Annotated in this window: 18 protein-coding genes; 10 read left to right on the forward strand and 8 right to left on the reverse strand. The window is 71.4% G+C overall.

All coding sequences use genetic code 11. The annotated features are described in order from the left end of the window. Positions 1-31 precede the first annotated feature (31 nt). The 5 genes from ABD419_RS14055 to ABD419_RS14075 form a co-directional block, all read right to left on the reverse strand. Positions 32-1,663 (reverse strand): glycerol-3-phosphate dehydrogenase/oxidase, encoded by a 1,632-nt coding sequence (locus tag ABD419_RS14055; RefSeq protein WP_344487409.1) that lies wholly within the window; start codon positions 1,661-1,663, stop codon positions 32-34. 35 nt (positions 1,664-1,698) lie between these two features. Beyond that, positions 1,699-3,228, reverse strand: a complete 1,530-nt coding sequence (glpK, locus tag ABD419_RS14060; protein WP_344487410.1) for a glycerol kinase GlpK — start codon at positions 3,226-3,228, stop codon at positions 1,699-1,701. A 55-nt stretch (positions 3,229-3,283) separates the two neighbouring features. Then, the gene (locus tag ABD419_RS14065; protein WP_344487412.1) at positions 3,284-4,057 is read right to left on the reverse strand and encodes an MIP/aquaporin family protein; all 774 of its coding nucleotides are present in this window, start codon (positions 4,055-4,057) and stop codon (positions 3,284-3,286) included. Positions 4,058-4,333: 276 nt separating this feature from the next. Then, on the reverse strand, positions 4,334-5,098 hold the full coding sequence (locus ABD419_RS14070) for an IclR family transcriptional regulator (protein WP_344487414.1): 765 nt from the start codon (positions 5,096-5,098) through the stop codon (positions 4,334-4,336). A gap of 217 nt (positions 5,099-5,315) precedes the next feature. Further along, complete coding sequence (locus ABD419_RS14075) at positions 5,316-6,566, reverse strand: cellulose-binding domain-containing protein (RefSeq protein WP_344487416.1); 1,251 nt, start codon at positions 6,564-6,566, stop codon at positions 5,316-5,318. Positions 6,567-6,729: 163 nt separating this feature from the next. Here ABD419_RS14075 and ABD419_RS14080 point away from each other — a divergent pair, with 163 nt between their 5' ends. Beyond that, positions 6,730-7,620 (forward strand): SMP-30/gluconolactonase/LRE family protein, encoded by an 891-nt coding sequence (locus tag ABD419_RS14080; RefSeq protein WP_344487418.1) that lies wholly within the window; start codon positions 6,730-6,732, stop codon positions 7,618-7,620. Positions 7,621-7,646: 26 nt separating this feature from the next. On the opposite strand, the gene aspT (ABD419_RS14085) is transcribed toward ABD419_RS14080, so the two are convergent. Genes aspT (ABD419_RS14085) through aspT (ABD419_RS14095) form a run of 3 tightly spaced genes read right to left on the reverse strand, consistent with a single transcriptional unit; the run spans position 7,647 to position 12,681 of the window. Next, positions 7,647-9,332 carry an aspartate-alanine antiporter gene (gene aspT, locus ABD419_RS14085; protein WP_344487420.1) on the reverse strand — a complete coding sequence of 562 codons (1,686 nt, stop codon included), beginning with the start codon at positions 9,330-9,332 and terminating at the stop codon, positions 7,647-7,649. A 6-nt stretch (positions 9,333-9,338) separates the two neighbouring features. Continuing rightward, complete coding sequence (locus tag ABD419_RS14090) at positions 9,339-10,958, reverse strand: bifunctional aspartate transaminase/aspartate 4-decarboxylase (RefSeq protein WP_344487422.1); 1,620 nt, start codon at positions 10,956-10,958, stop codon at positions 9,339-9,341. Positions 10,959-10,983: 25 nt separating this feature from the next. Then, positions 10,984-12,681 carry an aspartate-alanine antiporter gene (gene aspT, locus ABD419_RS14095; RefSeq protein WP_344487423.1) on the reverse strand — a complete coding sequence of 566 codons (1,698 nt, stop codon included), beginning with the start codon at positions 12,679-12,681 and terminating at the stop codon, positions 10,984-10,986. A gap of 233 nt (positions 12,682-12,914) precedes the next feature. On the opposite strand from aspT (ABD419_RS14095), the gene ABD419_RS14100 reads away from it, so the two are divergent. The 9 genes from ABD419_RS14100 to ABD419_RS14140 are packed head-to-tail and all read left to right on the forward strand — an operon-like array spanning position 12,915 to position 23,687. Then, positions 12,915-14,729, forward strand: coding sequence for an ABC transporter substrate-binding protein (locus tag ABD419_RS14100; RefSeq protein ID WP_344487424.1), 1,815 nt, complete (start codon positions 12,915-12,917; stop codon positions 14,727-14,729). Next, positions 14,726-15,775: an ABC transporter permease gene (locus tag ABD419_RS14105; protein ID WP_344487425.1), complete on the forward strand. Its 1,050-nt coding sequence runs from the start codon at positions 14,726-14,728 to the stop codon at positions 15,773-15,775. The genes ABD419_RS14100 and ABD419_RS14105 overlap by 4 nt, the downstream gene beginning before the upstream one ends. Continuing rightward, entirely contained in the window at positions 15,772-16,698 is a 927-nt protein-coding gene (locus tag ABD419_RS14110) for an ABC transporter permease (protein ID WP_344487427.1), read from the forward strand. Before ABD419_RS14105 ends, ABD419_RS14110 begins: the two co-directional genes overlap by 4 nt. After that, entirely contained in the window at positions 16,695-17,678 is a 984-nt protein-coding gene (locus tag ABD419_RS14115; RefSeq protein ID WP_344487429.1) for an ABC transporter ATP-binding protein, read from the forward strand. Before ABD419_RS14110 ends, ABD419_RS14115 begins: the two co-directional genes overlap by 4 nt. Beyond that, positions 17,665-18,651, forward strand: coding sequence for an ABC transporter ATP-binding protein (locus ABD419_RS14120; protein WP_344487431.1), 987 nt, complete (start codon positions 17,665-17,667; stop codon positions 18,649-18,651). Before ABD419_RS14115 ends, ABD419_RS14120 begins: the two co-directional genes overlap by 14 nt. Beyond that, a complete protein-coding gene (locus ABD419_RS14125; RefSeq protein WP_344487433.1) occupies positions 18,648-19,478 on the forward strand; it encodes a M55 family metallopeptidase in 831 nt (276 codons plus the stop codon). Before ABD419_RS14120 ends, ABD419_RS14125 begins: the two co-directional genes overlap by 4 nt. Continuing rightward, positions 19,471-20,778 (forward strand): M20/M25/M40 family metallo-hydrolase, encoded by a 1,308-nt coding sequence (locus ABD419_RS14130; protein WP_344487435.1) that lies wholly within the window; start codon positions 19,471-19,473, stop codon positions 20,776-20,778. Before ABD419_RS14125 ends, ABD419_RS14130 begins: the two co-directional genes overlap by 8 nt. A 9-nt stretch (positions 20,779-20,787) precedes the next feature. Further along, positions 20,788-22,767, forward strand: a complete 1,980-nt coding sequence (locus ABD419_RS14135; RefSeq protein ID WP_344487437.1) for a prolyl oligopeptidase family serine peptidase — start codon at positions 20,788-20,790, stop codon at positions 22,765-22,767. Then, positions 22,764-23,687, forward strand: coding sequence for a S66 peptidase family protein (locus ABD419_RS14140; RefSeq protein WP_344487439.1), 924 nt, complete (start codon positions 22,764-22,766; stop codon positions 23,685-23,687). Before ABD419_RS14135 ends, ABD419_RS14140 begins: the two co-directional genes overlap by 4 nt. Positions 23,688-23,804 lie beyond the last annotated feature (117 nt).

Consider the following 23,804-nt stretch of genomic DNA (forward strand, 5'->3'; position numbering starts at 1 on the left):
CCCTGCCTCGTGTGTGTGGAAGGAAAGCTTGCTACCGCTGGTCGAGCACCCGCTGGACCTGGGCTCGGACCTCGGGTGTGTCGAGGCCGCGGATGGTGAGGGTGGTGCGGCGGCGGAGGACGTCGTCGGGCGTCTGGGCCCACTCCATGTCGCGCGCGTAGACGACCTGGGCCCAGATCTCGGGGGCGTCCGGGTGGACGCGCCGGGCGAGGTCGGGGTGCTCCCCCGCGAGCCGGGCGATGTCGAAGGCGATGGAGCCGTAGTGGGTCGCGAGGTGCGCGGCGGTGTCCTCGCCGAGGTTCGGCAGCGGCGCGCCGCCGTCGGAGAGGAGCCGGTGCTGCACGGCGTGCGGGTTCGCGATGCCGGGGAGCGGCAGGCGCCGCGGGAGGTTCCGCATGGGCTCCATGTCGCTCCCGATGGTGTACCCGGGCATCTCGGCCAGCTTCTGCATGACTGTGCGTCCGATGTGGCGGAACGTGGTCCACTTGCCGCCGGCCACCGAGAGCATCCCGCCGCGGCCCTCGGTCACGACGGTCTCGCGCTTGGCCTTGGCGGTGCTGCCGGGCCCGCCGGGCAGGACCCGGAGTCCGGCGAAGGAGTAGGTGACGAGGTCGCGGCGCAGCTGCTCGGGGCGGACCGAGTGGCCGGCCTCGTCGAGGATCTGCGCGACGTCCTTGTCGGTGACGGCGACGTCGCCGGGGTCGCCCTCGAACTCCTCGTCGGTGGTGCCGAGCAGGAGCATGTCCTCCCACGGCAGCGCGAACGTGATGCGGTACTTGTCGATCGGCGTCGCCAGCGCGGCCTTCCAGTGGGACGTGCGCTTGAGGACGAGGTGAGCGCCCTTGGAGAGGCGGATCGACGGGTCGGCGCCGGCGTCCTCCATGCGCCGCAGGTGGTCGACCCAGGGGCCGGTGGCGTTGAGGACGACGTGGGCGTTGATGCCGAACTCGGCGCCGGTGAGGCGGTCGCGGAGTTCGGCGCCGGAGACGCGGCCGCGGGCGCCGTGCCTGGAGGTGAAGCGGAGGCCGGTCACCTCGGCGTGGTTGAGGACCTCGGCTCCGGCCGCGGCGGCGGCGCGGACGGTCATGAGGGCCATGCGGGCGTCGTTCATCTGGCTGTCGCCGTAGACGGCGACGGCTTTGAGGTCGTCGATGCGCAGTTCGGGCACGGCCATGCGGGCCTTGACGGGGTTGAGCAGGTGGCCGACGCCGTCGCCGAAGCCGGAGAGCGCGGAGTACGCGAAGACGCCGGCGCCCATCTTGGCGGCGCCGTGCGGGCCGTGCTTGTAGATCGGCAGGTAGAAGGTGAGCGGCCGCGAGAGGTGCGGGGCGACCTGGCGGGTGACGGCGCGGCGTTCGAAGTGGTTCTCGGCGACGAGTTTGACGGCGCCGGTCTGGAGGTAGCGGAGTCCGCCGTGGAGGAGTTTGGAGGAGGCCGAGGAGGTCGCTCCGGCGAAGTCGCCGGAGTCGACCAGGGCCACCCGCAGTCCCGACTGGGCGGCGTGCCAGGCGGTGGAGATGCCCAGGATGCCGCCGCCGATGACCAGCAGGTCGAACGTCGTGCGGGACAACGCTTCGCGCTGCTCGGCCCGGTCCGCGCGCTCGGTGAAGCGCGCGACGGTCGGGTCCTCCCAGTTGGCGGGGAGGTGCTGCAAGGTGGTCATGGCCGACTCCTCATTCCACGGTGTTCGTTCGGCGGCTAGTCCTCGAGCCAGCCCATGGTGCGCTCGACGGCCTTGAGCCAGTTCTTGTACTCGCGGTCGCGAAGGTCCGAGTCCATGTCGGGCGTCCACTCGGCGGCCCGGCGCCAGTTGGCGCGGAGGTCGTCGGTGGAGTTCCAGAAGCCGACGGCGAGCCCGGCCGCGTAGGCGGCGCCGAGGCAGGTGGTCTCGGCGACCATCGGGCGGACGACGGGGGCGTCGAGGACGTCGGCGAGGAACTGCATGAGGAGGTTGTTCGAGGTCATGCCGCCGTCGACCTTGAGCGCGGCGAGCTCGACGCCGGAGTCCTTGGTCATGGCGTCGGTGATCTCGCGGGTCTGCCAGGCGGTGGCCTCCAGGACGGCACGGGCGATGTGGGCCTTGGTGACGTACCTGGTGAGGCCCGCGATGACGCCGCGGGCGTCGGAGCGCCAGTAGGGGGCGAAGAGCCCGGAGAACGCGGGCACGAAGTAGGCGCCGCCGTTGTCCTCGACGGAGAGCGCGAGCGTCTCGATCTCGGCGGCGGTGCTGATGAGGCCCATCTGGTCGCGCATCCACTGGACGAGGGATCCGGTGACGGCGATGGAGCCTTCGAGAGCGTACACCGGGTCGTCGTCGCCGATGCGGTAGCCGACGGTGGTGAGCAGGCCCGACTCGGAGTGGATGAGGTTCTCGCCGGTGTTCATGAGCATGAACGTGCCGGTGCCGTACGTGGACTTGGCCTCGCCGGTGGAGAAGCAGGTCTGTCCGAACAGGGCGGCCTGCTGGTCGCCGAGCGCGGAGGCGACGGGGACGCCGCCGAGGAGCTGGCCGAGGGTGCCGCCGGTGACCTCGCCGTAGATCTCGGAGGAGGAGCGGATCTCGGGGAGCACCTGGAGCGGGACGCCCATCTCCGCGGCGATCTCCTCGTTCCAGCTGAGGCCTTCGAGGTTCATGAGGAGGGTGCGGGAGGCGTTGGTGACGTCGGTGACGTGGACGCCGCCGTCCACCCCGCCGGTGAGGTTCCAGATGACCCAGGAGTCCATGGTGCCGAACAGGAGGTCCCCGGCCTCGGCCTTCTCGCGGAGGCCGTCGACGTTGTCGAGGAGCCAGGCGATCTTGGGGCCGGCGAAGTAGGCGGCGAGGGGCAGGCCGGTCTCGCGGCGCCAGCGGTCCTGGCCGGCGTCGCCGCCGAGCTGCTTGCAGAGCTGGTCGGTGCGGGTGTCCTGCCAGACGATGGCGTTGTGGGCAGGCTGACCGGTGTGCTTGTCCCACAGCATGGTCGTCTCGCGCTGGTTCGTGATGCCGATCGACAGGATGTCGTCGCGGCGGGCGCCGGCCTTGACCATGGCGCCGGCGACGACCTCCTGGACGTTCCGCCAGATCTCCGCGGCGTCGTGCTCGACCCAGCCCGGCTTGGGGAAGATCTGGGCGTGCTCCTTCTGGTCGACGGCGACGATGCGGCCGTCGCGGTCGAAGATGATGCACCTGCTGGAGGTGGTGCCCTGGTCGATGGCCGCGATGAACGGGCCGCTGTGCGAGTCGGTCATGGTGCGCTCCAAAACGTCGTTGTCGAGGCGGTATCAGTCGATTGTGTCGTCATGGTCAGGCGAAGGCAACGTTGTACAGGAGGCCGGCGAGGACCGCGCCGACCACCGGGCCGACCACCGGCACCCACGCGTAGCCCCAGTCGGAGCGTCCCTTGTGCTTCAGGGGCAGCAGGGCGTGGACGATGCGGGGGCCGAGGTCGCGGGCGGGGTTGATGGCGTAGCCGGTGGGGCCGCCGAGGGAGAGGCCAACGGAGACGACGACGAGGGCGGTGATGAGCACGCCGAGGGTGCCGAGTCCTTCGCCCGCGCCGTTGAGGCCCTGGGTGAGGATGGCGATGAGGAGGACGAAGGTGCCGATGACCTCGGTCGCGAGGTTCATGGCGGCGTTGCGGACCTCGGGGCCGGTGGAGAAGACGCCGAGGACGGGGCCGGCCTTGGCGTCGTCGGGGCCCTCGGCGGCCTCGGGCTGGCCGGCGAGGTCGGCCATGTGGGCCTGGAACTGGCCGTAGTACGCGACCCAGACGAGGAACGCGCCGATCATGGCGCCGACCATCTGGGAGCCGATGTAGAGGGGGACCTGGTTCCACTCGGTGCCGCCGGTGACGGCGAGGCCGATGGTGACCGCGGGGTTGAGGTGGGCGCCGGAGACGCCGGCGGAGACGTAGGCGGCGGTGAGCACGGCGAAGCCCCACCCGAAGGTGATCGCGAGCCAGCCGGCGTTCTGGGCCTTGGACTTCTTGAGGGTGACCGCGGCGCAGACGCCGCCGCCCAGCAGGATCAGCAGGGCCGTGCCGACGACCTCGCCGATGATGATGTCTGTGTTGGACACTTGCGACTCCTTTGTCCGTGCCCGAGAACGGTGCCGGGGGCGCCGTCCTCGTTGGAAGGGCTGGTGTTCACGTCGGAGGCCAGAGTGATCGCTGAAGCCGTTTGGCGTTCGACAATGTCGACCGACGTACGCAAAGTGTTCTCCTATGTCACCTACTCGTCAATAGGTATGTGACGACCACCACATTTCATTCCTCGAACCATGCGAAACGCCTGCAAGACAGGCATAGCAGGACCACACACGGCCCGCAGCAAAGTGGAGAAAAAGGGCGTTCCGCTAGAAGGGCTTGGCCCCGAGATCGCGGGAGATCGAGCGAGCGGTGTCGCGGACGGCCGCGACCAGCTCCGGACGCACGTCGCCGTCCCTGCACACGCGCTCGACGGCGCCGGTAATGCCGACCGCGCCCACCGGGAGGCGGTGCCGGTCGAAGATCGGCGCGGCCACCGAGGCCACGCCCTCCCAGGTCTCGTCGAGGTCGGTGGCGTAGCCCTGGGCGCGGGTCCGCTCCAGGACCCGCTCGATGTCGGGCAGCCCAGTGAGGGTGCGGGCCGTGAACGACTCCCGCTCGGCCTCGACCAGCTCGGCGTGCGCGACCGGGTCGAACGCGGTGAGCACCTTGCCCAGCGCGGTCGAGTGCATCGGCTGCATCGCGCCGACCTCCAGCACCTGGCGGCTGTCGTCGGGGCGGAAGACGTGGTGGACGATGAGGACGCCGTGCTGGTGGACCACCCCGAGGTAGACCGCCTCGCCGCCGGAGCGGGCCAGGTCGTCGGTCCACACCAGTGCGCGGGCGCGCAGCTCGTGCACGTCGAGGTAGGTGGTGCCGAGGCGCAGCAGCTCGGCGCCGAGCTGGTACCGGCCCGAGCCGGGGTCCTGCTCCACGAAGCCCTCGTGCTGGAGGGTCCGCAGGATGCCGTGCGCGGTGGCCTTGGCCAGGCCCAGCGCCGAGGCGATGTCCGAGAGTCCGAGCCGCCGCTCGCCGCCCCCGAGCAGGCGCAGCATCGCCGCCGCGCGCTCCAGCGACTGGATGTGCTTCGCCATCCGCCCGCCTCCGTTCCGGTCCCGTCAAGGATGCGGCAACGACGTTCAGGTGAACACTGCCGCGCTTCGACTGTGCTCTCTTGAACGCTGCCGCGTTCGACAATGCTAAACACTATCGGTCCTTGCCGACCAGATCGGGACCGACACCACTCTCGACCGGACGATGGGAACGCCGAACGGCGGCGGGCCGGGCCCGCCGCCGCCGGAGCGGAGGCCGCTAGTAGCCGTAGCGGCTCTTGAGGTGGCGCCACCAGTCTCTGAGCATCCACTGGTCGAAGGTGGTGATCGTGCTGGAGGAGCCGGCCTTCATGATGAAGCAGCACTGGCCCGTGGGGGTCCAGTCGTAGAAGTCGTCGAGGCCGAAGGTGTGGCCGAGCTCGTGCAGGTAGATGTGGATCTGGGCCTGGTTGAGCGCGCTGACGAAGTACTCCTGGCCCATGCGCTGGCCCCAGTCGCCGCCGGCGCCGCCGCCCATGCCCTGCGTCAGCCACAGGCTCTGGTCGTAGTGGTGGGCCTCGCCGCCGGGGCACTGGGAGTAGTTCCCGTCCTGGTGGAAGAAGCGGCCGCACTCCTCGGCGCACTGCGGGGCGTCCTCGCGGATGTCGCCGATGTAGACGTCGACGGAGTCGTCGCTCCACTGGAGGAGGTCGCGGTCGTAGGCGGCCCAGCCGACCACGTTGACCTCGATCTCGTCGAACGGCCACTCGTTCCAGCCGGCCATCTGGTCGAACCAGCGGTTGTACTGGTCCTGCAGCTTGGCCGCGATCTGGTCGCGGGTCTGGGCGGTCACGGTGTTCTGCGAGTCCCAGCGGACGCAGTAGTCGATGGTGCCGCCGGTCGCCATGACCTGGTCCCAGCCGAAGTTGCGGAAGTTCAGGTTGTAGGTGTCCTCGACGTGCGCCCAGACCTCGTTGAGCGGCTGGACCAGGTTCGAGGGCGGGTTCCAGTCCTCCTGGCCGGGGTTGCCGGTGGGCGTGGCCGTGGGGGACGGCGACGCGCTCGTGGGCGGGTCCGAGGGGGTGGTGTCGCCGGTGCAGCGGGTCCCGTTGAGCGTGAACGCGGCCGGGACCGCGTTCTGGGAGCCCGCGGTGGTGCCGGAGAAGCCGAAGCTCACGGTGGTGCCGGTGGTGAGGCGCTGGTTGTACGCGACGCCGACGGCGGTGACGTGGGCGCCGGACTGGGTCGCGGTGGTGTTCCAGGCGTTGGTGACCCTCTGGCCGTTGGCGTAGTCCCACTCGACGCGCCAGGGGTCGACCGCGGCGGCGCCGAGGTTGGTGACCTCCACGTTGGCGTTGAAGCCGCCGGGCCACTGGGCCGTGATCTGGTATTCGACGTCGCACCCGGCCGTCTGGGCCGAGGCGGGGTTCATCGCGAAGGAGGCGAGGCTGGCGGCGATCGCGACGGACGCCATGCCCGCCAGGACCATGCCGAGGCGTCGTCTGCGGTGTCTGGGGAGTGCCGGTCCCATGTGTGTGTTCCCGTCTGTCGGGCGCGGCCGGGCCCGTTCCCGGCGCGGCAGTCTCAGGGTAGAGCGGTAACACCGGCGACACAATGAACAGAGCGTAATAAATCGACAACCGTCGATCCCGTAGATTCGGCGGCGACACCACTGCGACCACAGGAGGCCCCCGATGGGCAAGACGCTCGTGAGCTTCGAGGCGCACGACGACCGGTTCGCGGTCGCCGGCGACGACTACCTCGAGTGCCTCTACTCCGGCGGCCGGTGGACCGAGGGGCCCGTCTACGTCCCGCACGGGAAGTACCTGCTGTTCAGCGACATCCCGAACGACCGGATGCTGCGATGGGACGAGACCGACGGCTCGGTGAGCGTCTTCCGCTCCCCCGCGGGCCACACGAACGGCCACGCCCTCGACCGGCAGGGCCGCCTCGTCTCCTGCGAGCACGGCGCGCGGCGCGTGACCCGGACCGAGCTCGACGGCTCGGTGACCGTGCTCGCCGACCGGTGGGAGGGGAAGCGGTTCAACAGCCCCAACGACGCGGTGGTCGACTCGGGCGGCGCGGTCTGGTTCACCGACCCGCCGTACGGGATCACCAGCGACTACGAGGGGCACCGGGCCGAGCCGGAGATCGACGGCTGCCACGTGTACCGGATCGACCCCGGGACCGGCGCCGTCGCGCGGGTCGCCGACGACTTCCAGCGGCCCAACGGGCTCGCGTTCTCCCCCGACGAGCGGACCCTCTACATCGCCGACACTGCGGGCGGGCATATCCGGTCCTTCGCGGTCGACGGCGCGTCGCTCAGCGGCGGCGGCGTGTTCGCGGAGTCGCCCGGCGGGAACTTCGACGGGCTCCGCACCGACGTCGAGGGCCGCGTGTGGGCCGCGGCCGCGGACGTGTACTGCTTCGACCCCGACGGCGCCCACCTCGGGACGCTCCCGATCCCGCAGCCCGCGGTGTCGAACCTGGTCTTCGGCGGCCCCAGACGCAACCGCCTGTTCGTGACCGCCACCGACTCGGTGTACTCGATCATGCTGAACACCGCCGGGGCCTGGCGGCTGTAGTCCGGGGCCCGGGGCCCCGGACCTCCCTAGCCGATCGCGTGCGCCATGGCGACCACGATCGGCCCCAGCAGCGGCAGCACGACGTTCGAGAACGCGTAGACGATCGTGTACGCCATGAGCGGCGTCGCGTTGCCGGCGGCGCCCTGCACGGCGGTGACGCCGGGCGTCGAGCACTGCTGGCCGGTGACCGCGCCGAGCGTGAGCGGCGCGGGCAGCTTCATGACCTTCCAGGCCACGAACAGCGAGATGAACGCCGGGATGGCGGTCATCGCGATGCCCGCGATCGGCAGGCCGATGCCGAACTGCTCCACCAGCTCCACCGCCTGCGGGCCCGACGACAGGCCCACCGCGCAGATGAAGGTGGCGAGGCCGAGCGTCTTGATGACGTCGGCGGCGCCCGAGTCGTACTGGCCGAACGTCGGCCGCTTCGAGCGGATCCAGCCGAACAGCAGGCCCGCGAGCAGGCAGCCGCCGCCGGTGCCGAGCGTCAGCGGGATCGTCCCCACCGTCCACACGAGCATCCCGATGAGGAAGCCGAGGACCACCCCGACCGCGATGAACACCATGTCGAAGGTGACCTTCGGGTCGATCCGGAAGCCGACCATGGGGATGACCCGCTGCATGTCGCGCGAGGCGCCCGCCAGGCGCAGCGTGTCGCCGCGCTGGATCAGCGTCTTCGGCTGCACGGGCAGCTCGTGGTCGCCTCGGGTGATCCGCTGCAGGAAGATGCCCTGGCGCTCCTCCTCGAAGTCGCTCCTGATCTGCCCGAGCGTGGACGAGGTGTAGCCCTTGCGGGTCACCACCACGTCGGCGAGGTCGAGGTTCATCCCCATCGACTCGTCGAGGTTGACCTCGGTGCCGATGCTCGCGGCCGCGCCGACGAGGGCCTCGCGGCGCCCGACCACGAGGACCTTGTCCCCCTGGGCGAGCGCGAGGTCAGGGGCGAGCTCGACCTTCGCGCCCGACCGGAAGACCTCCTCCACGGTGGCCTCGCCGAGGTCGCCCTGGAGTTCGGCGACGGTGCGGCCGGCCGCGGTCGTGACCAGGTACTCGCGTCCGACGACCGCCGGGGCCGCGGGCGCGGCGGTGGCGTCGTCGCTCGCGCCGCCGAGCTTCTCCCACAGCTTCGCGGCCTCCTCGCGCAGGTTCACCCGCATGATGAGCGGGAAGAACTGGCTCGACAGGAGCACGATCGTGATGAGGCCGCAGATGTACGAGATCGAGTAGGCCGTACCGACGTTCGCCTGAAGCGTCGCGATCTCGTCGGCCGACAGGTCGAGGCGGCCGATGGCGTCGGTCGCGGTGCCGACCGCGGCGGACTCGGTGGCGCCGCCCGCGAGCAGGCCCGCGGCGGTGCCGACGTCGAGGTTCATGATGAGCACCGCGGCGGCCGTGATCGCGAGGACCGAGACCACCTCGATGCCCGTGAACGTGGCGTACCGCAGGCTCTTGCGGTTCAGGCTGGCGAAGAACGTCGGACCCGAGATGTAGCCGAGCGTGAAGATGAACAGCGCGAACGCGATCGTCTTGACCTGGTCGTTCAGTTCGATGTCGGCGACCATGCCGAGGAAGATCGCCACGATCAGCGTCCCCGCGACGCCGCCGAGGGAGATCTTCCAGATCTTCACCCGCCCGACCGCGAAGCCGAGCGCCAGGCACACGAACAGCGCGATCTCGGGCGTCGACTCCAGTGTCGACTTGATCCAGTCCATGCCGGGCTACCGCCTGCTCGCCTGGAAGGCCTCGTGGTACTCGTCGCCGATGCGGCGCAGGGCCGCGCCGATGCGCTTGTAGGCGTCCATGCGCAGGTTCGCCATGCTCACGCGGACCGACCACTCGGGCCCGTCGAAGCCGCCGCCGTTGAGCAGGACGACCGACTCCTCCTGCGCGAGGCGGAAGATCGGGTCGACCGGCTCGTAGTTCGCCTGCATCCAGTCGGCGAACTCCGGTCCCCAGTTCCGCGCCGCCCAGCTGAGCAGGTCGAGCTCCACGTAGTAGTGCGCGGCCTCGGCGTCGTCCGGGTAGGGCACGTCGAGGCCCTCGACGAGCTGCTTGAGGCGGCGGGCGATGACGGCCTGGCAGTCGCGCTTGTAGCGGCCCTCGGCGTCGGTGAGGCAGTGGAGCGAGAACAGGACCATCTGGACCTGCTGCGGCGTCGAGAGCCCCGCGGTGTGGTTGAGCGCGACGTCCCGCGAGTCGGCCACGATGCGGTCGATGAACTTGAGCTTCTCCGGTTCGAGCGTGATCGACGCGTAGCGCTCGCGCAGGGCCGCGGTGCGGGTCTCCTCCAGCGCGGCGATGCGCTGGTCGAAGACGTTGTCCTTCGCGACGGCGATGACGCCGAGGCGCCAGCCGGTGCAGCCGAAGTACTTCGAGAACGAGTACACGCCGATGGTGTTGGCGGCCTGGCTCGACATGAGCGAGGTGAACCCGTCGGTGAACGTGCCGTACACGTCGTCGGTGATGATCGTCAGGCCCGGGTTGTGGTTCGCGACGATGTCGCGGATGCGCTCCAGCGTGGCCTCGGCGAGCTTGACCGATGGCGGGTTCGACGGGTTGACCAGGAACAGCGCCTTGATCGACGGGTCCTTGAGCTTGTCGATCTCCTCGTCCGGGTACTGCCAGGTGTGGATGCCCTCGGCGGAGGTCGTGGACGCCTCCAGGGAGACGATGTCGAACGCGTACCGGTCGAGCAGCGGGATCTCCAGGTACGGCGTGAAGATCGGGACCATCAGCGCGATCCGGTCGCCGCGGTGGAGCAGGCCGTTGACCTGCGCGGAGTCGAAGAGGTAGCACATGGCGGCGGTGCCGCCCTCGACCGCGTACAGGTCCCAGCCGCCCTTGGGCGCGCCGCCCATCTCGGCGTCGAGGTAGGCGTGGACGACCTGCTCGGCGTGGACGAGCATCCGGTCCGGGACCGGGTAGTGGTCGCCGATGATCGCGTCGGCGAGCTCGCCGACCCAGTCGTCGGCGTCGAAGCCGAGAACGTCGGTGCCGTGCGCGACGTAGGATGCCAGCGCGGCGGCGCCGGGCGCGGCGGCGTTGGCCTTGAGGTAGTCGTCGAGGCGCTGGGCGATGCCGTCGCTCTGCGGCATGCCGCCGAAGCTCTCGAACTCGTCCCAGTCGCGGCGGGTCTCGGTGACCGCGAACTGGCCGAGGAGGAAGAACGCCTCCCGGGGCGCGGTGGCGGTCCAGTTGGGGTTGCCGCGGCCGGCGTTGACCATGGCGAGGGCGTTGGCCTTCTCGTTCTCGCCGGCCAGCTCGATGAGCCGGTTCTTGAGTTCGAAGGGGCTGAGCCCTTCGAGGCGGCGCTCTTCGTCGCGGTCGACCGTGGTCATGGTGGCTCCCTTTCGGATGTGCGGGTCAGGCGAGGACGGCCACGATGACCGCGCCCCAGATCGTCAGCAGGACGTTGCCGATGGCGTAGGGGATCGTGTAGCCGAGGACCGGGATCTGGCTCTTGGCGGTGTCGGTGATGGCGCCGATCGAGGCGGTGGTGGTGTTGGCGCCGGCGGTGATGCCGAGGTTGACCGGGACGGGGATCTTGAAGAGCCACTTGCCGAGGTACATGGTGAGGACCATCGGCAGGAGGGTGACGACGAGGCCGGCGAAGACGAGGCTGAGGCCTTCGGACTTGACGCCGGAGATGAAGTCGGGGCCGGCCATGATGCCGACGATGCCGACGAACATGCAGAGGCCGCCGGTGGAGAGCATCCAGTTGGCGGCGGGCGGGAACTGGCCGAAGGTGGGCGACTTGGCGCGGAGCCAGCCGAAGACGAGGCCCATGATGAGGGCGCCGCCGGAGGTGGTGAGGCCGATGTCGGCGCCGGCGACGGCGATGGTGGGGACGCCGATGAGGGCGCCGACGACGATGCCGAAGCCGACGTAGCTCATGTCGGTGGCGTCCTTGGCGCGGTTGGGGTAGCCGAGGTCGCCGGAGACGGCCTCCACTTCGTCCTTGCCGCCTTGGACGGTGATCTCGTCGCCGCCGTGGATGACGGTGTCGTCGCTCCAGGGGATCTCCTGGCCGCCGCGGACGACCTTGGTGACGAACAGGCGCGGGGCGTGCTCGGCGAAGGCGGGGCCGATCTTCTGGCCGGCGAGCTTCTTGCTGGTGATGACGATGGGGAGGGTCTCGACGCGGTAGTCGAGGAGCGCTTCGTCGTCGACCTCCTCGCCCCACTGGTCGACGCTGAGGGCGACGAGGTCGGGGCGGCGGGCGGCGAGGGTGACGACGTCGCCGGTCTCGAGGACGGTGGACGGGCCGGTCTTCTGGACGGTGTCGCCGCGGCGGAGGTCGTGGAACATGATGCGGTGGCCGAGGTCGAGGGCGCGCTGCTCGAGGTCGCCGACGGTGCGGCCGACGACGGAGCCGCCGGTGACGCGGTAGGAGCGGCGGACGACGGAGTAGTAGGCGGGGCCGATGCCGGGTTCCTTGGCGACGCCGAGCTGCTGCTCCATGGCGTGGGCGTCGGCGGCGAGGCTCTTGGAGCCGAGCATGCGGGGGGCGATGGTGGAGAGGAAGAACGCGGCGGCGGCGGTGCCGAAGAGGTAGCAGACGGCGTAGCCGACGGCGACCTGGGACTCCATCTCCTTGACCTCGTCGGCGCTGAGGCCGGGGAGGGCGGCGATGGCGGAGTCGGCGACGCCGATGACGGCGGACTGGGTGAGGCCGCCGGCGAGGAGGCCGGCGCCCCAGCCGGGGCCGTAGCCGAGGGCCTTGGCGAGGACGATGACGACGAGGAGGCCGAAGACGCAGTTGATGACCGCGAGGAGGACCTGCTTGAGGCCGTCGCCTTTGAGGCCGGCGAAGAACTGGGGGCCGACGTTGTAGCCGAGGGCGAACAGGAAGGCGACGAAGGCGACGGTCTTGACGAGGTCGGGGATGTCGATGCCGGTGAAGACGATGCCGACGAGGACGCCGGCGAGGAGCGTGCCGGTGACCGGGCCGAGGGCGATGCCCTTGATCTTGAGCTTGCCGACGAGGAAGCCGAGGCCGAGCGCGAGGAAGATCGCGATCTCGGGGTGCGCGACGAGCGATTCCTCAAGCCAGTTCCACACCGTGACCCCCGATTGACCGACAGTAGTGCCGTGAATCTACTGGAGACCGGGGGTCCGGCGAGGGGGTTCGGGAGTTCGCAGTGGACTCATGTTGCAGCAATGAAAACTTTCTTCACATCGTTGACAAGTCAAGAAGTGTTCCGTCATGCTGTCCGATACATCTGAGGACCGCGGCGAGTTGCACGCCGCGGGATCGCCAGGCGCCCGGAACCGAATGCGAGGACCTGCACCCCATGAATCCCCATGCCCTGACGCGGCGGCTCCTCTCCGCCGCGGCCGCGCTCCTGATGTCGGCCGGAGCGCTGGCCGTCGCCGCGCCCGGCGCGGCGGCCCAAGAGGAGGACAAGGACTCCCTGCTCATCGCCACGAGCCAGGAGGTCGACACGTTCAACCCGTTCAAGCGGCGGTTCGTGATCACCTACAACACCAGCATCATGACGTACGAGACGCTCGTGCGCATGGGCGCCGACTACGAGCCGGTGCCGGGTCTGGCGACCGAGTGGGAGGAGTCCGCGGACGGTCTCACCTGGACGTTCACGATCCGCGAGGGCGCGAAGTGGTCGGACGGCGAGCCGCTGACGGCCCAGGACGTCGCCTACACGTACGGCCTGCTCATCGAGAACCAGGCCATCCACGACTGGAACATCGACTTCGCCGGGAACCTGGTGAGCGCCGAGGCCCCCGACGACACCACGTTCGTGCTCACGCTCGCCCAGCCGTCCCCGTGGGACGTGCTCACCCGCGAGGTGTTCATCGTCCCCGAGCACGTCTGGTCGCAGTACCCCGACCCGTCGGCCGACGACGCGAACCAGCTGCCGCTGGTCGGCTCCGGCCCGTTCCAGGTGACCGAGTACCAGACCGACGAGTTCATCCGGCTGGAGGCGAACGAGGACTACTGGGACGGCGCGCCCGGGTTCGACGAGATCGTCTTCGACTACTACGCGGAGAACGACGCCGCGGTGGCCGCGCTGGAGGCCCACGAGGTCGACGTGGTCTCAGGCCTCAACCCGGCGCAGATCGGGGCCCTGGAGGGCCAGGACGGCATCACCGTCAACAACGCCCAGGGCCGCCGGTACGTCTCGCTGACCATCAACTACAACTCGGTGACGCAGGACGGCACCGAGTTCGGGGACGGGCACCCCGCGCTCAAGGACCCGGTGGTGCGCCAGGCCATGCACATGGCGATCGACAAGCAGGCGCTCGTGGACACCGTCCTCGACGGCAACGGCCAGCCCGCGACCTCGATCATCCCGGAGATCTTCGAGCAGTACCACTGGGACGGCGGGGACGACCTGCTGGCGTTCGACATCGACGCGGCCAACGCCCTCCTCGACGAGGCCGGGTACGTGCGCGGCGACGACGGCATCAGGACGATGCCGGGCACCGGGGAGCGGCTGAGCTTCCGGTTCTTCCAGCACGCCGACAACACCGACTACGCCACGATCGTGCAGTTCGTGTCCGAGTGGTGGGCCGAGCTGGGCCTGGAGATCAAGCCCGAGGCCATCGAGCAGGGCACGCTGAACGACCTGGCGTACCTGGGCGAGTTCGACATCGCGTTCTCCGGCTGGGGCGTCGGGCCGAACCCGACCGAGCAGCTGGGCATGCACACCTGCGCGGTGCTCCCGACCCTCACCGACGGCACCGAGCGCTCCAGCGAGAACAACTACTGCAACGCGGAGTTCGACGCGCTCCACGAGCAGCAGAAGGTCGAGTCCGACCCCGACGCCCGCGCCGAGCTGGTGCGGCAGCAGCAGGCGCTCATGTACGCGGACACGCCCGTGATCTACCTGTACTACCAGAACGTGCTGGAGGCGTACAACAGCGACAAGATCACCGGCATGACGCTTCAGCCCAGCGAGGGCGGCATGATCACCGGCCAGCAGGGCTACGCCTGGGCCTACGTCTCGGCGCAGCCGGTCGGCGGGGCCGAGGAGGAGGGCACCCCGGCCTGGGTCTGGATCGCCGTGGCGGCCGCCGTGGTCGTCGTCATCGCCGGCGGCGTCGTGTTCGCGCTGCGGCGCAGGAAGACGGCGGACGAGCGCGAATGACCGCCGACAGTCCGACACCCGTGGACGGGGCCGCGCCGGCCCCGTCCACGGGGCGCCGCCCGGGCCGCTCGTCGAGCGGCTTCGGGCGGTACCTCTTCAAGCACGTCAGCGGTGCCGCGGTGTCGCTCCTGCTGGTGCTGTTCTCGTCGTTCTTCATCTTCCGGCTCATCGCCGGGGACCCGATCGACCAGCTCACCAAGGAGCGGCCCGTCTCGCCGGAGGAGCGCGCCGCGCTCCGCGCCGAGCTCGGCCTCGACCAGCCCATGTGGCAGCAGTTCTGGGACTACATCACCGGCACGCTCACCATGGACCTCGGCGACTCGTTCCAGTACCGGCGCCCGATCTTCGACCTCATCGTCGAGCGGCTCCCGGCCACGATCCTGCTCTCGGGCACCGGCATGGTCCTCGCGGTCCTGCTCGGCTTCTGGATCGGGACGCGCACGGGCTGGCGGCAGGGCTCGCGGTTCGACCGCGGCCACGTCGCCACCGGCCTGCTGCTGTACTCGGCGCCCACGTTCTGGCTCGGCATGATCGTCATCCTGGTCTTCGCCAGGTACCTGGGGATCTTCCCGGTCAACGGGATGCGCTCGCCGAGCACGCCGCCGGAGTTCTGGCCGCAGGCGGCCGACATCGCGCACCACCTGGTGCTGCCGGTCCTCACCTACACCGCCGTCGTGTACGCCGGGTACCTGATGATCATGCGGTCGTCCATCCTGGACGAGATCGGGAACGACTACCTGACCACCGCGCGGGCCAAGGGGCTTCGGGACGACCAGGTGCGGGACCGGCACGCCGTGCCGAACGCGCTGCTGCCCACCGTGACCCTGGTGTTCCTCGCGATCGGCGGCGTCGTCAACGGCTCCATCGTGACCGAGACCGTCTTCAGCTGGCCCGGCCTCGGGAGCCTGTTCGTGCAGGCGATCTTCTACCCCGACCGGCCGGTCCTCCAGGCGCTGTTCGTGCTCTTCTCGGCCTCGACCATCCTCGCGGTGCTCGCCGCCGAGATCCTCTACTGGTTCATCGACCCACGGATTCGGAAGTCATGACGACATCCACCACCCCGGCCTCGCCGAAGGCCGCGCGGCGCCGCCTGGCATGGGCCCGCAGGCGGCAGTCCTTCGCCCGCTCCTGGGCCGCCTACCGGGCCCAGCGCACCGGCATGATCGGACTGGTCCTCCTGGGCGCCATCGTGGTCCTCGCGCTCGCCGCACCGGTCCTCATCGACGAGTCGGCGCTCTCGGTCACCCAGGCCACCGGCGGGAGGATGGCGCCCCCGAGCGCCGAGTTCCCGCTCGGCACCGACGAGGTCGGCCGCTCGATCCTCGCGCTGACGCTGTGGGGCTCGCGCCTGTCACTCCTCATCGGACTCACCGCCACTGTCGTCGCGATCGTCATCGGCACGACCGTCGGCGTCACCAGCGGCCACGTCGGCGGCTGGTACGGCTGGTTCGCCCTGCGGATCTCCGACTGGTTCATGGTGCTGCCCAGCCTCGTCGTCGCCATCGCGCTCCTCGCGGTGCTCGGCCGGAGCATGGGCACCACCATCGTCGTCATCGCGCTCGTCTCCTGGTCGGGCACCACCCGGCTGGTGCGGGCGCAGACGCTCACCGTCCAGTCCCGGCCCTACCTGGAGCGCGCCAGGGCGCTCGGCGCCGGGCACTGGCACCAGATGACCAAGCACATCCTGCCGAACGTCCTCCCCCTCGTGCTCGCCAGCGCGACCCTGCTCGTGCCCTCGGCGATCCTCATGGAGTCCTCGCTCGCGTGGCTGGGCCTGGGCGACCCCAACGTGGTGTCGTGGGGGTCGATCCTCAACCGCGCCAGCGACAACGGCGCGGTCTCGGCGCACGCCTGGTGGTACCTGCTGCCGCCGGGCCTGGCGATCCTGCTGGTCGTGCTCGCGTTCATGATGTGCGGCCGGGCCCTGGAGGCCGTGTTCAACCCGAGGCTGCGAGGTGAGCCCTCATGACGCTCCTGGAGTTCCGGGACGTGCACGTCACGTACACCGGCTCGCGCGGACGCATCCCGGCCGTGCGCGGCGTGGACCTGACGGTCGAGGCCGGGACGACGCTCGGCATCGCGGGCGAGTCGGGCTGCGGCAAGTCGACGCTGGCGATGGCGGTGCTGCGGCTGCTGCCGAAGTCCGCGCAGGTGCGCGGGGAGATCCTGCTCGACGGCGAGGACCTGCTCCGGATGGGGTGGGGCCGGCTGCGGGGGGTGCGGTGGACGGGCGCGTCGATCGTGTTCCAGGGGGCGATGCACTCGCTCAACGCGGTGCAGCGGATCGGGCGGCAGGTCGCCGAGCCGATGCTGGTGCACGACAGGGACTTGCGCCCGTCGGTGGCCGCGAAGCGGGCCGAGGGCCTGCTGGAGCGGGTCGGACTGCCGCCCTCGCGGGCGCGGAGCTACCCGCACGAGCTGTCGGGCGGGCAGCGCCAGCGCGTCATGATCGCGATGGCGCTGGCGTGCGACCCGGACCTCATCATCGCCGACGAGGCGACGACGGCCCTCGACGTGATGGTGCAGGCCCAGGTGCTGCAGCTGATCTCGGGCCTGGTGTCCGAGCGCGGGGTGGGGCTGGTGATGATCAGCCACGACCTGTCGGTGCTGTCGTCGGTGTGCGACACCGCGGCGGTCATGTACGCGGGCCGGGTGGTGGAGCAGGGGCCGGCGCACGAGGTGTTCGCGCAGGCGCGGCACCCGTACTCGGCGGCGCTCGGCGCGGCGTTCCCGGTCATCGGGGACCCCGCGGCCCGGTTGCGGCCGGGCGGCCTGGCGGGCGATCCGCCGGACCCGGCGCGGCTGCCGGAGGGCTGCTCCTTCCGGCCGCGCTGCGCGGTGGCCGTGGAGCGGTGCGGCGAGGAGTCGCCGGAGCTGCTTCGGATCGAGGGCGCGCGCTCGAGCGCGTGCTTCGTCGCCCAGGAAGGGGAGCCCGTTGTCGTCGCATGAGGTCGCGGAGAAGGTGCTGACGGCCCGGGGGCTGCGGGTCGAGTTCGGGCTGCCCGGCGGGCGGACCGCGCGGGCCGTGGACGGGGTGGACCTGGACGTGGCGCCCGGGGAGATCGTGGCGCTCGCCGGCGAGTCCGGCTGCGGGAAGACGACGCTGGCGCGGACCCTGCTGGGGCTGGAGCCGGCCACGGGCGGGGAGGTCGCGTTCGGCGGGGCGCCGCTGGGGCGGTCCACGAAGGCGCTCAAGGCGTACCGGCGGCAGGTGCAGCTGGTCCTGCAGGACCCGTCGGGGGCGCTGAACCCGCGGCACACCGTGTACGAGGCGGTGGCCGAGGGGCTGCGCATCCACGGGATCTCCGACGACGAGCCGGGCCGGGTCGCGGACGCGCTCGCGCGGGCGGGGCTGCGGCCGCCGGAGCGGTTCTTCCTGGCGTACCCGCACGAGCTCTCCGGCGGGCAGCGGCAGCGCGTGGTCATCGCGGGGGCGCTGGTGCTGGAGCCGAGCATCCTCGTCGCGGACGAGCCGGTGGCGTCGCTGGACGCGTCGGTGCGCGGGGAGATCCTCTCGCTCCTGCTGCGGCTCAAGGAGGACGCGGGTCTGGGGGCGCTGGTCATCACGCACGACCTGGGTCTGGCGTGGAGCATCGCGGACCGGATCGCGATCATGTACCTGGGCCGGATCGTGGAGCAGGGCCCGGTGGAGCAGGTGCTCACCGACCCGCAGCACCCGTACACGCGGGCGCTGGTGTCGGTCCTCCCGGACTCGCCTGTCGCGGAGCCGATCGTGCTGGCGGGCGAGCTGCCGGACGCGTCGCGCATCCCGGGCGGGTGCCGGTTCCGGCCGCGCTGCCAGGAGGTGGCGTCGGGGAACGCGCTCACGGTGCTGGGGCGGTGCGAGGGCGAGGACCCGGTGATCGGGCCGGAGGCGCACGCGACCGCCTGCCATCTCGTGCATGCGAGGATGGCGGCGTGAAGATCCTCATCAGCGCCGACATGGAGGGCGCGACGGGCGTGACCTGCCCCGAGGACGTGCTGCCGGGCGGGCCGGGCTGGGAGCGGATGCGGCCGGTGTTCACCGGTGACGTGAACGCGGCGGTCCAGGGCCTGTTCATGCAGGGCGCGGACGCGGTGGTGGTGAACGAGGCGCACTGGTCGATGCGGAACCTGCTGCTGGAGCGGCTCGATCCGCGGGCGGCGATGATCACCGGCCGGCACAAGGACCTCTCGATGATGGAGGGCGTGCAGCACGGGGACGTGGACGGCGTGGTGTTCCTCGGGTACCACGCGGGGGCCGGCGCCGAAGGGGTGCTGGCGCACACGTATCTGGCGAACTCGATCACGGGCGTGTGGCTCGACGGGGTGCGCGCGAGCGAGGGGCGGCTGAACGCGGCCGTGGCGGCCGAGTTCGGGGTGCCGGTCATCATGGTGATCGGCGACGACAGGACCGTCGAGGACGCGAGCGGCTATGCGCCCGAAGCGGTCGGCGTGCAGGTGAAGCAGTGCGTCTCGCGGTACGCGGCGCTGTGCGACCCGCCGGAGGTGACGGCCGAGGCGATCACCGCGGGGGCCGCGGCCGCCGCGGCGCTGGCGGTCCGGCACGAGCCGGTCGTGGCGCCGCACCGGGTGGAGGTCGAGTTCGACGCGGACCACCTGGCGCGCGCGGTGACGGTGGTGCCGGGCGTGGCGGTGTGCGGCGAGCGGCGCGTCGGGTACGAGACGGAGACGATGTACGAGGCGATCCGCTGCTTCAAGGCGGTCACGACGCTCGCGAGCGCGGCGATGGAGGAGCAGTATGGCTGACGGCAAGGCACTCGAGGAGGTCGTGGAGTTCGCCCGGGACCTGATCCGGTTCGACACCACGAACCGGGGCGGCGGCGACGGGGACGAGCGCGCGGCCGCGGAGTACGCGGCGGAGCGGCTCGTCGAGGCCGGGCTGGAGCCGGTGCTCGTGGAGAAGGAGCCGCGGCGCTCCAATGTGGTCGCCCGGTTGGAGGGGACGGACCCAGGGGCCCCGGCGCTGCTGGTGCACGGGCACCTGGACGTGGTCCCGGCCGCGGCCGCGGACTGGAGCGTCGACCCGTTCTCGGGGGAGGTCGACGCGGACGGGATGCTGTGGGGCCGCGGGGCGATCGACATGAAGGGCATGGACGCGATGATGCTCGCGGCCGTGCGGTCGTGGGCGCGCGACGGCGTGCGGCCGCGGCGGTCGATCGTGTTCGCGTTCGTCGCCGACGAGGAGGCCGAGGCCGACTACGGCTCGCGGTACCTCGCCGAGGAGCACGCGGCCCTGTTCGAGGGCTGCACCGAGGGGGTCTCGGAGTCCGGCGGGTTCACCTTCCACAGCACCGCCGCGAACGGCGAGGCGCTGCGGGTCTACCCGATCGCGGCGGGCGAGCGCGGCACGGCGTGGCTGGAGCTGACGGCGCGCGGCCGGGCCGGGCACGGCTCGAAGAAGAACCCCGACAACGCGGTCGTCAAACTGGCCAGCGCGGTGGCGCGGATCGGCGCGCACGAGTGGCCGCTGCGGGTGACGCCCGTGGTGGAGGCGGCGGTCGCGGAGCTGGCCGCGCTGCACGGCGTCGCGCCCGACTACGAGGACCTGACGGGTCTGGGCGAGGCGGCGCAGCTGGTCGAGTCGACGCTGCGCAACAGCGCGAACCCGACGGTCCTGGGGGCCGGGTACAAGGTCAACGTCATCCCCGAGCACGCCAGGGCCGAAGTGGACGGCCGGGTGGTGCCGGGCGGGGAGGACGAGTTCGAGGCGACGATGGACGCGCTGTGCGGGCCGGACGTCGCGTGGCGGTACGCGCACCGGGAGCGGTCGCTGACGGCCCCGGTGGACTCGCCGACGTTCGCGGCCATGCGGGCGGCGATCGTCAAGCACGACCCGGAGGGGCACCCGGTGCCGTTCTGCATGTCGGGCGGGACCGACGCGAAGCAGTTCTCGCGCTTGGGGATCACCGGGTACGGCTTCTCGCCGCTGGCGCTGCCGCCCGGGTTCGGGTACGGAAGACTGGCCCACGGCGTGGACGAGCGGGTCCCGGTCGAGGGGCTCCGGTTCGGTCTGCGCGTCCTGGACGACTTCCTGCTCAACGCATAGGAGACGAACGTGAAGCGATCCCCTTACGGCGCCTGGGACTCCCCCATCGGCACCGACCTGGTCGCGGCGTCGGACGGGCGGCCGGGGTTCCTCGGCGCCGTCGGCGGCGAGCTGTGGTGGACCGAGCCGCGCCCGTCCGAGGGCGGGCGGCGGGCCCTGGTGCGGCGCAGGGAGGACGGCACGACCGAGTCGGTGCTGCCGGCGCCGTGGAACGTGCGCAACCGCGTCCACGAGTACGGCGGCCGCCCGTGGGCGGGCGCGATCGGCGAGGACGGCCCGGTCATCGTGTTCACGAACTACGAGGACCAGCGGCTGTACGTGTTCGAGCCGGACGGGCGCCGCGACCCGCGGCCGGTCAGCCCGGCGCCGGCTTTCCCGGGCGCGATGCGCTGGTCGGAGCCGGTCGTGGACGTGGAGCGGCGCGAGGCGTGGGCGGTGCTGGAGGAGCACACCGGGCCGAACCCGACCGACGTGCGGCGCGTGCTCGCCGCGGTGGACCTGACGCGCTCCGGCGACGACGCGGTGCACCGGGAGCTGACCGACGACTCGTACCGGTTCCTGGCCTGCCCGCGGGTGAGCCCGAGCGGCGCGGGCATCGCGTGGATCGCCTGGAACCACCCGCACATGCCCTGGGACGAGACCGAACTGCGGGTCGCCGAGATCACCGCGGACGGCGGCCTGGCCGAGGTCCGCACCGTCGCCGGGGGCGGCGGCGAGTCCATCGCGCAGGTCGAGTGGACCCGCGACGAGACGCTGGTGTTCGCGGGCGACCGCACCGGCTGGTGGAACCTGCACTGGCTCGACCCGCACACCGGGGAGCACGGCACGGTCCTGGAGGCCGAGGCCGAGTTCGCAGGTCCGTTGTGGACGCTCGGGTCGCAGTGGTTCCAGATCCTCGCCGGCGGCGACATCGCCGCCGTCCACGGCAGAGGCGAAGGGCGCCTGGGGGTCTTCGACTCCTGGGAGCGGCGGATGAACCCCGTGGAGGGGCCCTGGACCGAGTGGTCGCCGGGGCTCGCCGCCGTCGGCGACACCGTGTACGGCCTGGCCGCGAGCGCGCACACCGGCTACGAGGTGGTCGAGGTCGACGCCCGCTCGGGCGCGGCGAAGGTCGTGGCGGCCGAGCACGCCGACGCGGTCGACCGCGCGTACCTGCCGGTGCCCGAGCACCGTACCTTCACCGGGCCGGGCGGCCGCGAGATCCACGCGCACGTCTACCCGCCCCGCAACCCCCTGCACGAGGGGCCCGAGGGCGAGCGCCCGCCGTACACGGTGTGGGTCCACGGCGGGCCGACCAGCGCCGTGCGGGCCGTGCTCGACATGGAGCTGGCGTACTTCACCTCGCGGGGCATCGGCGTCGTGGAGGTGAACTACGGCGGGTCCACCGGGTACGGGCGGGCCTACCGCGAGCGCCTGCGCGAGGCGTGGGGCGAGGTCGACGTGGAGGACTGCGCGGCGGTCGCGCGGGCCCTGGCGGCCGAGGGCGCGGCCGATCCGGGCCGGATCGCGATCCGCGGCGGCAGCGCCGGGGGCTGGACCGCGGCGGCGTCGCTGACCTCCCCTGCGGCGCAGGGCGTGTACGCGTGCGCGGTGGTGAAGTACCCGATCCTGGACCTGGCGCTGTGGAGCGGCGACGACACGCACGACTTCGAGTCGCAGTACGTGCACTCGCTCGTGGGACCGCCGGGCGGGCCGCTCGAGGAGCGCTCGGCGGAGCGGTCGCCGGTGCACCACGCCGAGCGGATCGAGGTCCCGTTCCTCCTGCTCCAGGGCCTGGAGGACGAGATCTGCCCGCCCGCGCAGGCCGAGCTGCTGCTGGAGCGGATCGAGGGCCGCGGCGTGCCGCACGCCTACCGGACCTACGAGGGCGAGCAGCACGGCTTCCGCCGGGCGGCGACCATCGAGGACGCCGTGCTCGCCGAACACGCCCTGTACGCGGAGGTCTTCGGCTTCGAGGGCCCCGGCCTCGACCTGGGGCTGGCGCCGTGACACTGGCACCGCTGCGCCGGCCGCGGCGCCTCGTCCCCGGCGACCGGGTCGCCGTCGTCTCCCCCGCAGGCCCCACGCCGCCTGCGAACCTCGAAGCGGGACTGGGGGTCCTGCGCTCGTGGGGCCTGGAGCCGGTCCTGGCGCCGCACGCGGCGGCGCAGGGCGCCTACCTGGCCGGGAGCGACGCCGAGCGGGCCGCGGACTTCGAGGCCGCGTGGGCCGACCCGTCGTTCGCCGCCGTGATCTGCGCGAGGGGCGGCTACGGGGCGCAGCGGATGCTCGACCGCGTCGACTGGGTGCGTCTGCGCGGTGCCGAACCGAAGGCGTTCGTCGGCTTCAGCGACATCACCGCCGCGCACGAGGCGATCGCGCTCAACCTCGGCACCGCCACGATCCACGGTCCCATGCCGGGCTGGTCGGCGTTCGTCACCGACGAGGCGATGCGCGAGCACCTGCGGCTGACCCTGTTCGCGCCCGAGCGGGTGCAGACGCTCGCGCCGCCGGGCGCGAAGGCGATCGTCGGGGGCACGGCCGAGGGCGTGACCGTGGGCGGGACGCTGACGCTGCTGGCCTCGGGGATCGGCACCGCCGAGCACCGCGAGGGCATCGCCGGGGGCCTACTGCTCCTGGAGGACGTCGGCGAGGCGCCGTACCGGCTCGACCGGGCCCTGACGCAGCTGCTGCGGGCCGGGTGGTTCGACGGGGTCGCCGGGGTGGTCCTCGGTTCGTGGACCGACTGCGGGCCCGAGGCGGAGGTCCGGGCCCTGTTCGAGGACCTCCTCGGGGGCCTGGGCGTGCCGGTGGCGTGGGACTTCGGGTTCGGGCACTGCGTCCCGTCGCTCACGATTCCGCTGGGGCTCAAGGCGACTCTGGACGCAGACGCCGGAACGCTCCACTTCGGAGTCCCGGCGCTGGCCTGAGCGGGGCGGGCACGCGATTTGAAAATTCTCTCCGTAGTCTTGCCTTTACATGAAGTTTTCTGCCAGGATGAGCGGATCGGGCAAACCCCGTCGAAAAGGGACCCGGACCCCCGCACA

The organism is Glycomyces endophyticus (assembly GCF_039531525.1).
In the GTDB taxonomy this organism is placed as follows: domain Bacteria; phylum Actinomycetota; class Actinomycetes; order Mycobacteriales; family Micromonosporaceae; genus Glycomyces; species Glycomyces endophyticus.

Coding starts and splice junctions, on each gene's coding strand:
- ABD419_RS14055 (WP_344487409.1), bottom strand. CDS start 1,663: ATGACCACCTTGCAGCACCTCCCCGCCAACTGGGAGGACCCGACCGTC.
- ABD419_RS14105 (WP_344487425.1), top strand. CDS start 14,726: ATGACCGCCGACAGTCCGACACCCGTGGACGGGGCCGCGCCGGCCCCG.
- aspT (WP_344487420.1), bottom strand. CDS start 9,332: ATGGACTGGATCAAGTCGACACTGGAGTCGACGCCCGAGATCGCGCTG.
- ABD419_RS14130 (WP_344487435.1), top strand. CDS start 19,471: ATGGCTGACGGCAAGGCACTCGAGGAGGTCGTGGAGTTCGCCCGGGAC.
- ABD419_RS14100 (WP_344487424.1), top strand. CDS start 12,915: ATGAATCCCCATGCCCTGACGCGGCGGCTCCTCTCCGCCGCGGCCGCG.
- ABD419_RS14075 (WP_344487416.1), bottom strand. CDS start 6,566: ATGGGACCGGCACTCCCCAGACACCGCAGACGACGCCTCGGCATGGTC.
- ABD419_RS14070 (WP_344487414.1), bottom strand. CDS start 5,098: ATGGCGAAGCACATCCAGTCGCTGGAGCGCGCGGCGGCGATGCTGCGC.
- ABD419_RS14110 (WP_344487427.1), top strand. CDS start 15,772: ATGACGACATCCACCACCCCGGCCTCGCCGAAGGCCGCGCGGCGCCGC.
- ABD419_RS14090 (WP_344487422.1), bottom strand. CDS start 10,958: ATGACCACGGTCGACCGCGACGAAGAGCGCCGCCTCGAAGGGCTCAGC.
- ABD419_RS14115 (WP_344487429.1), top strand. CDS start 16,695: ATGACGCTCCTGGAGTTCCGGGACGTGCACGTCACGTACACCGGCTCG.
- ABD419_RS14080 (WP_344487418.1), top strand. CDS start 6,730: ATGGGCAAGACGCTCGTGAGCTTCGAGGCGCACGACGACCGGTTCGCG.
- glpK (WP_344487410.1), bottom strand. CDS start 3,228: ATGACCGACTCGCACAGCGGCCCGTTCATCGCGGCCATCGACCAGGGC.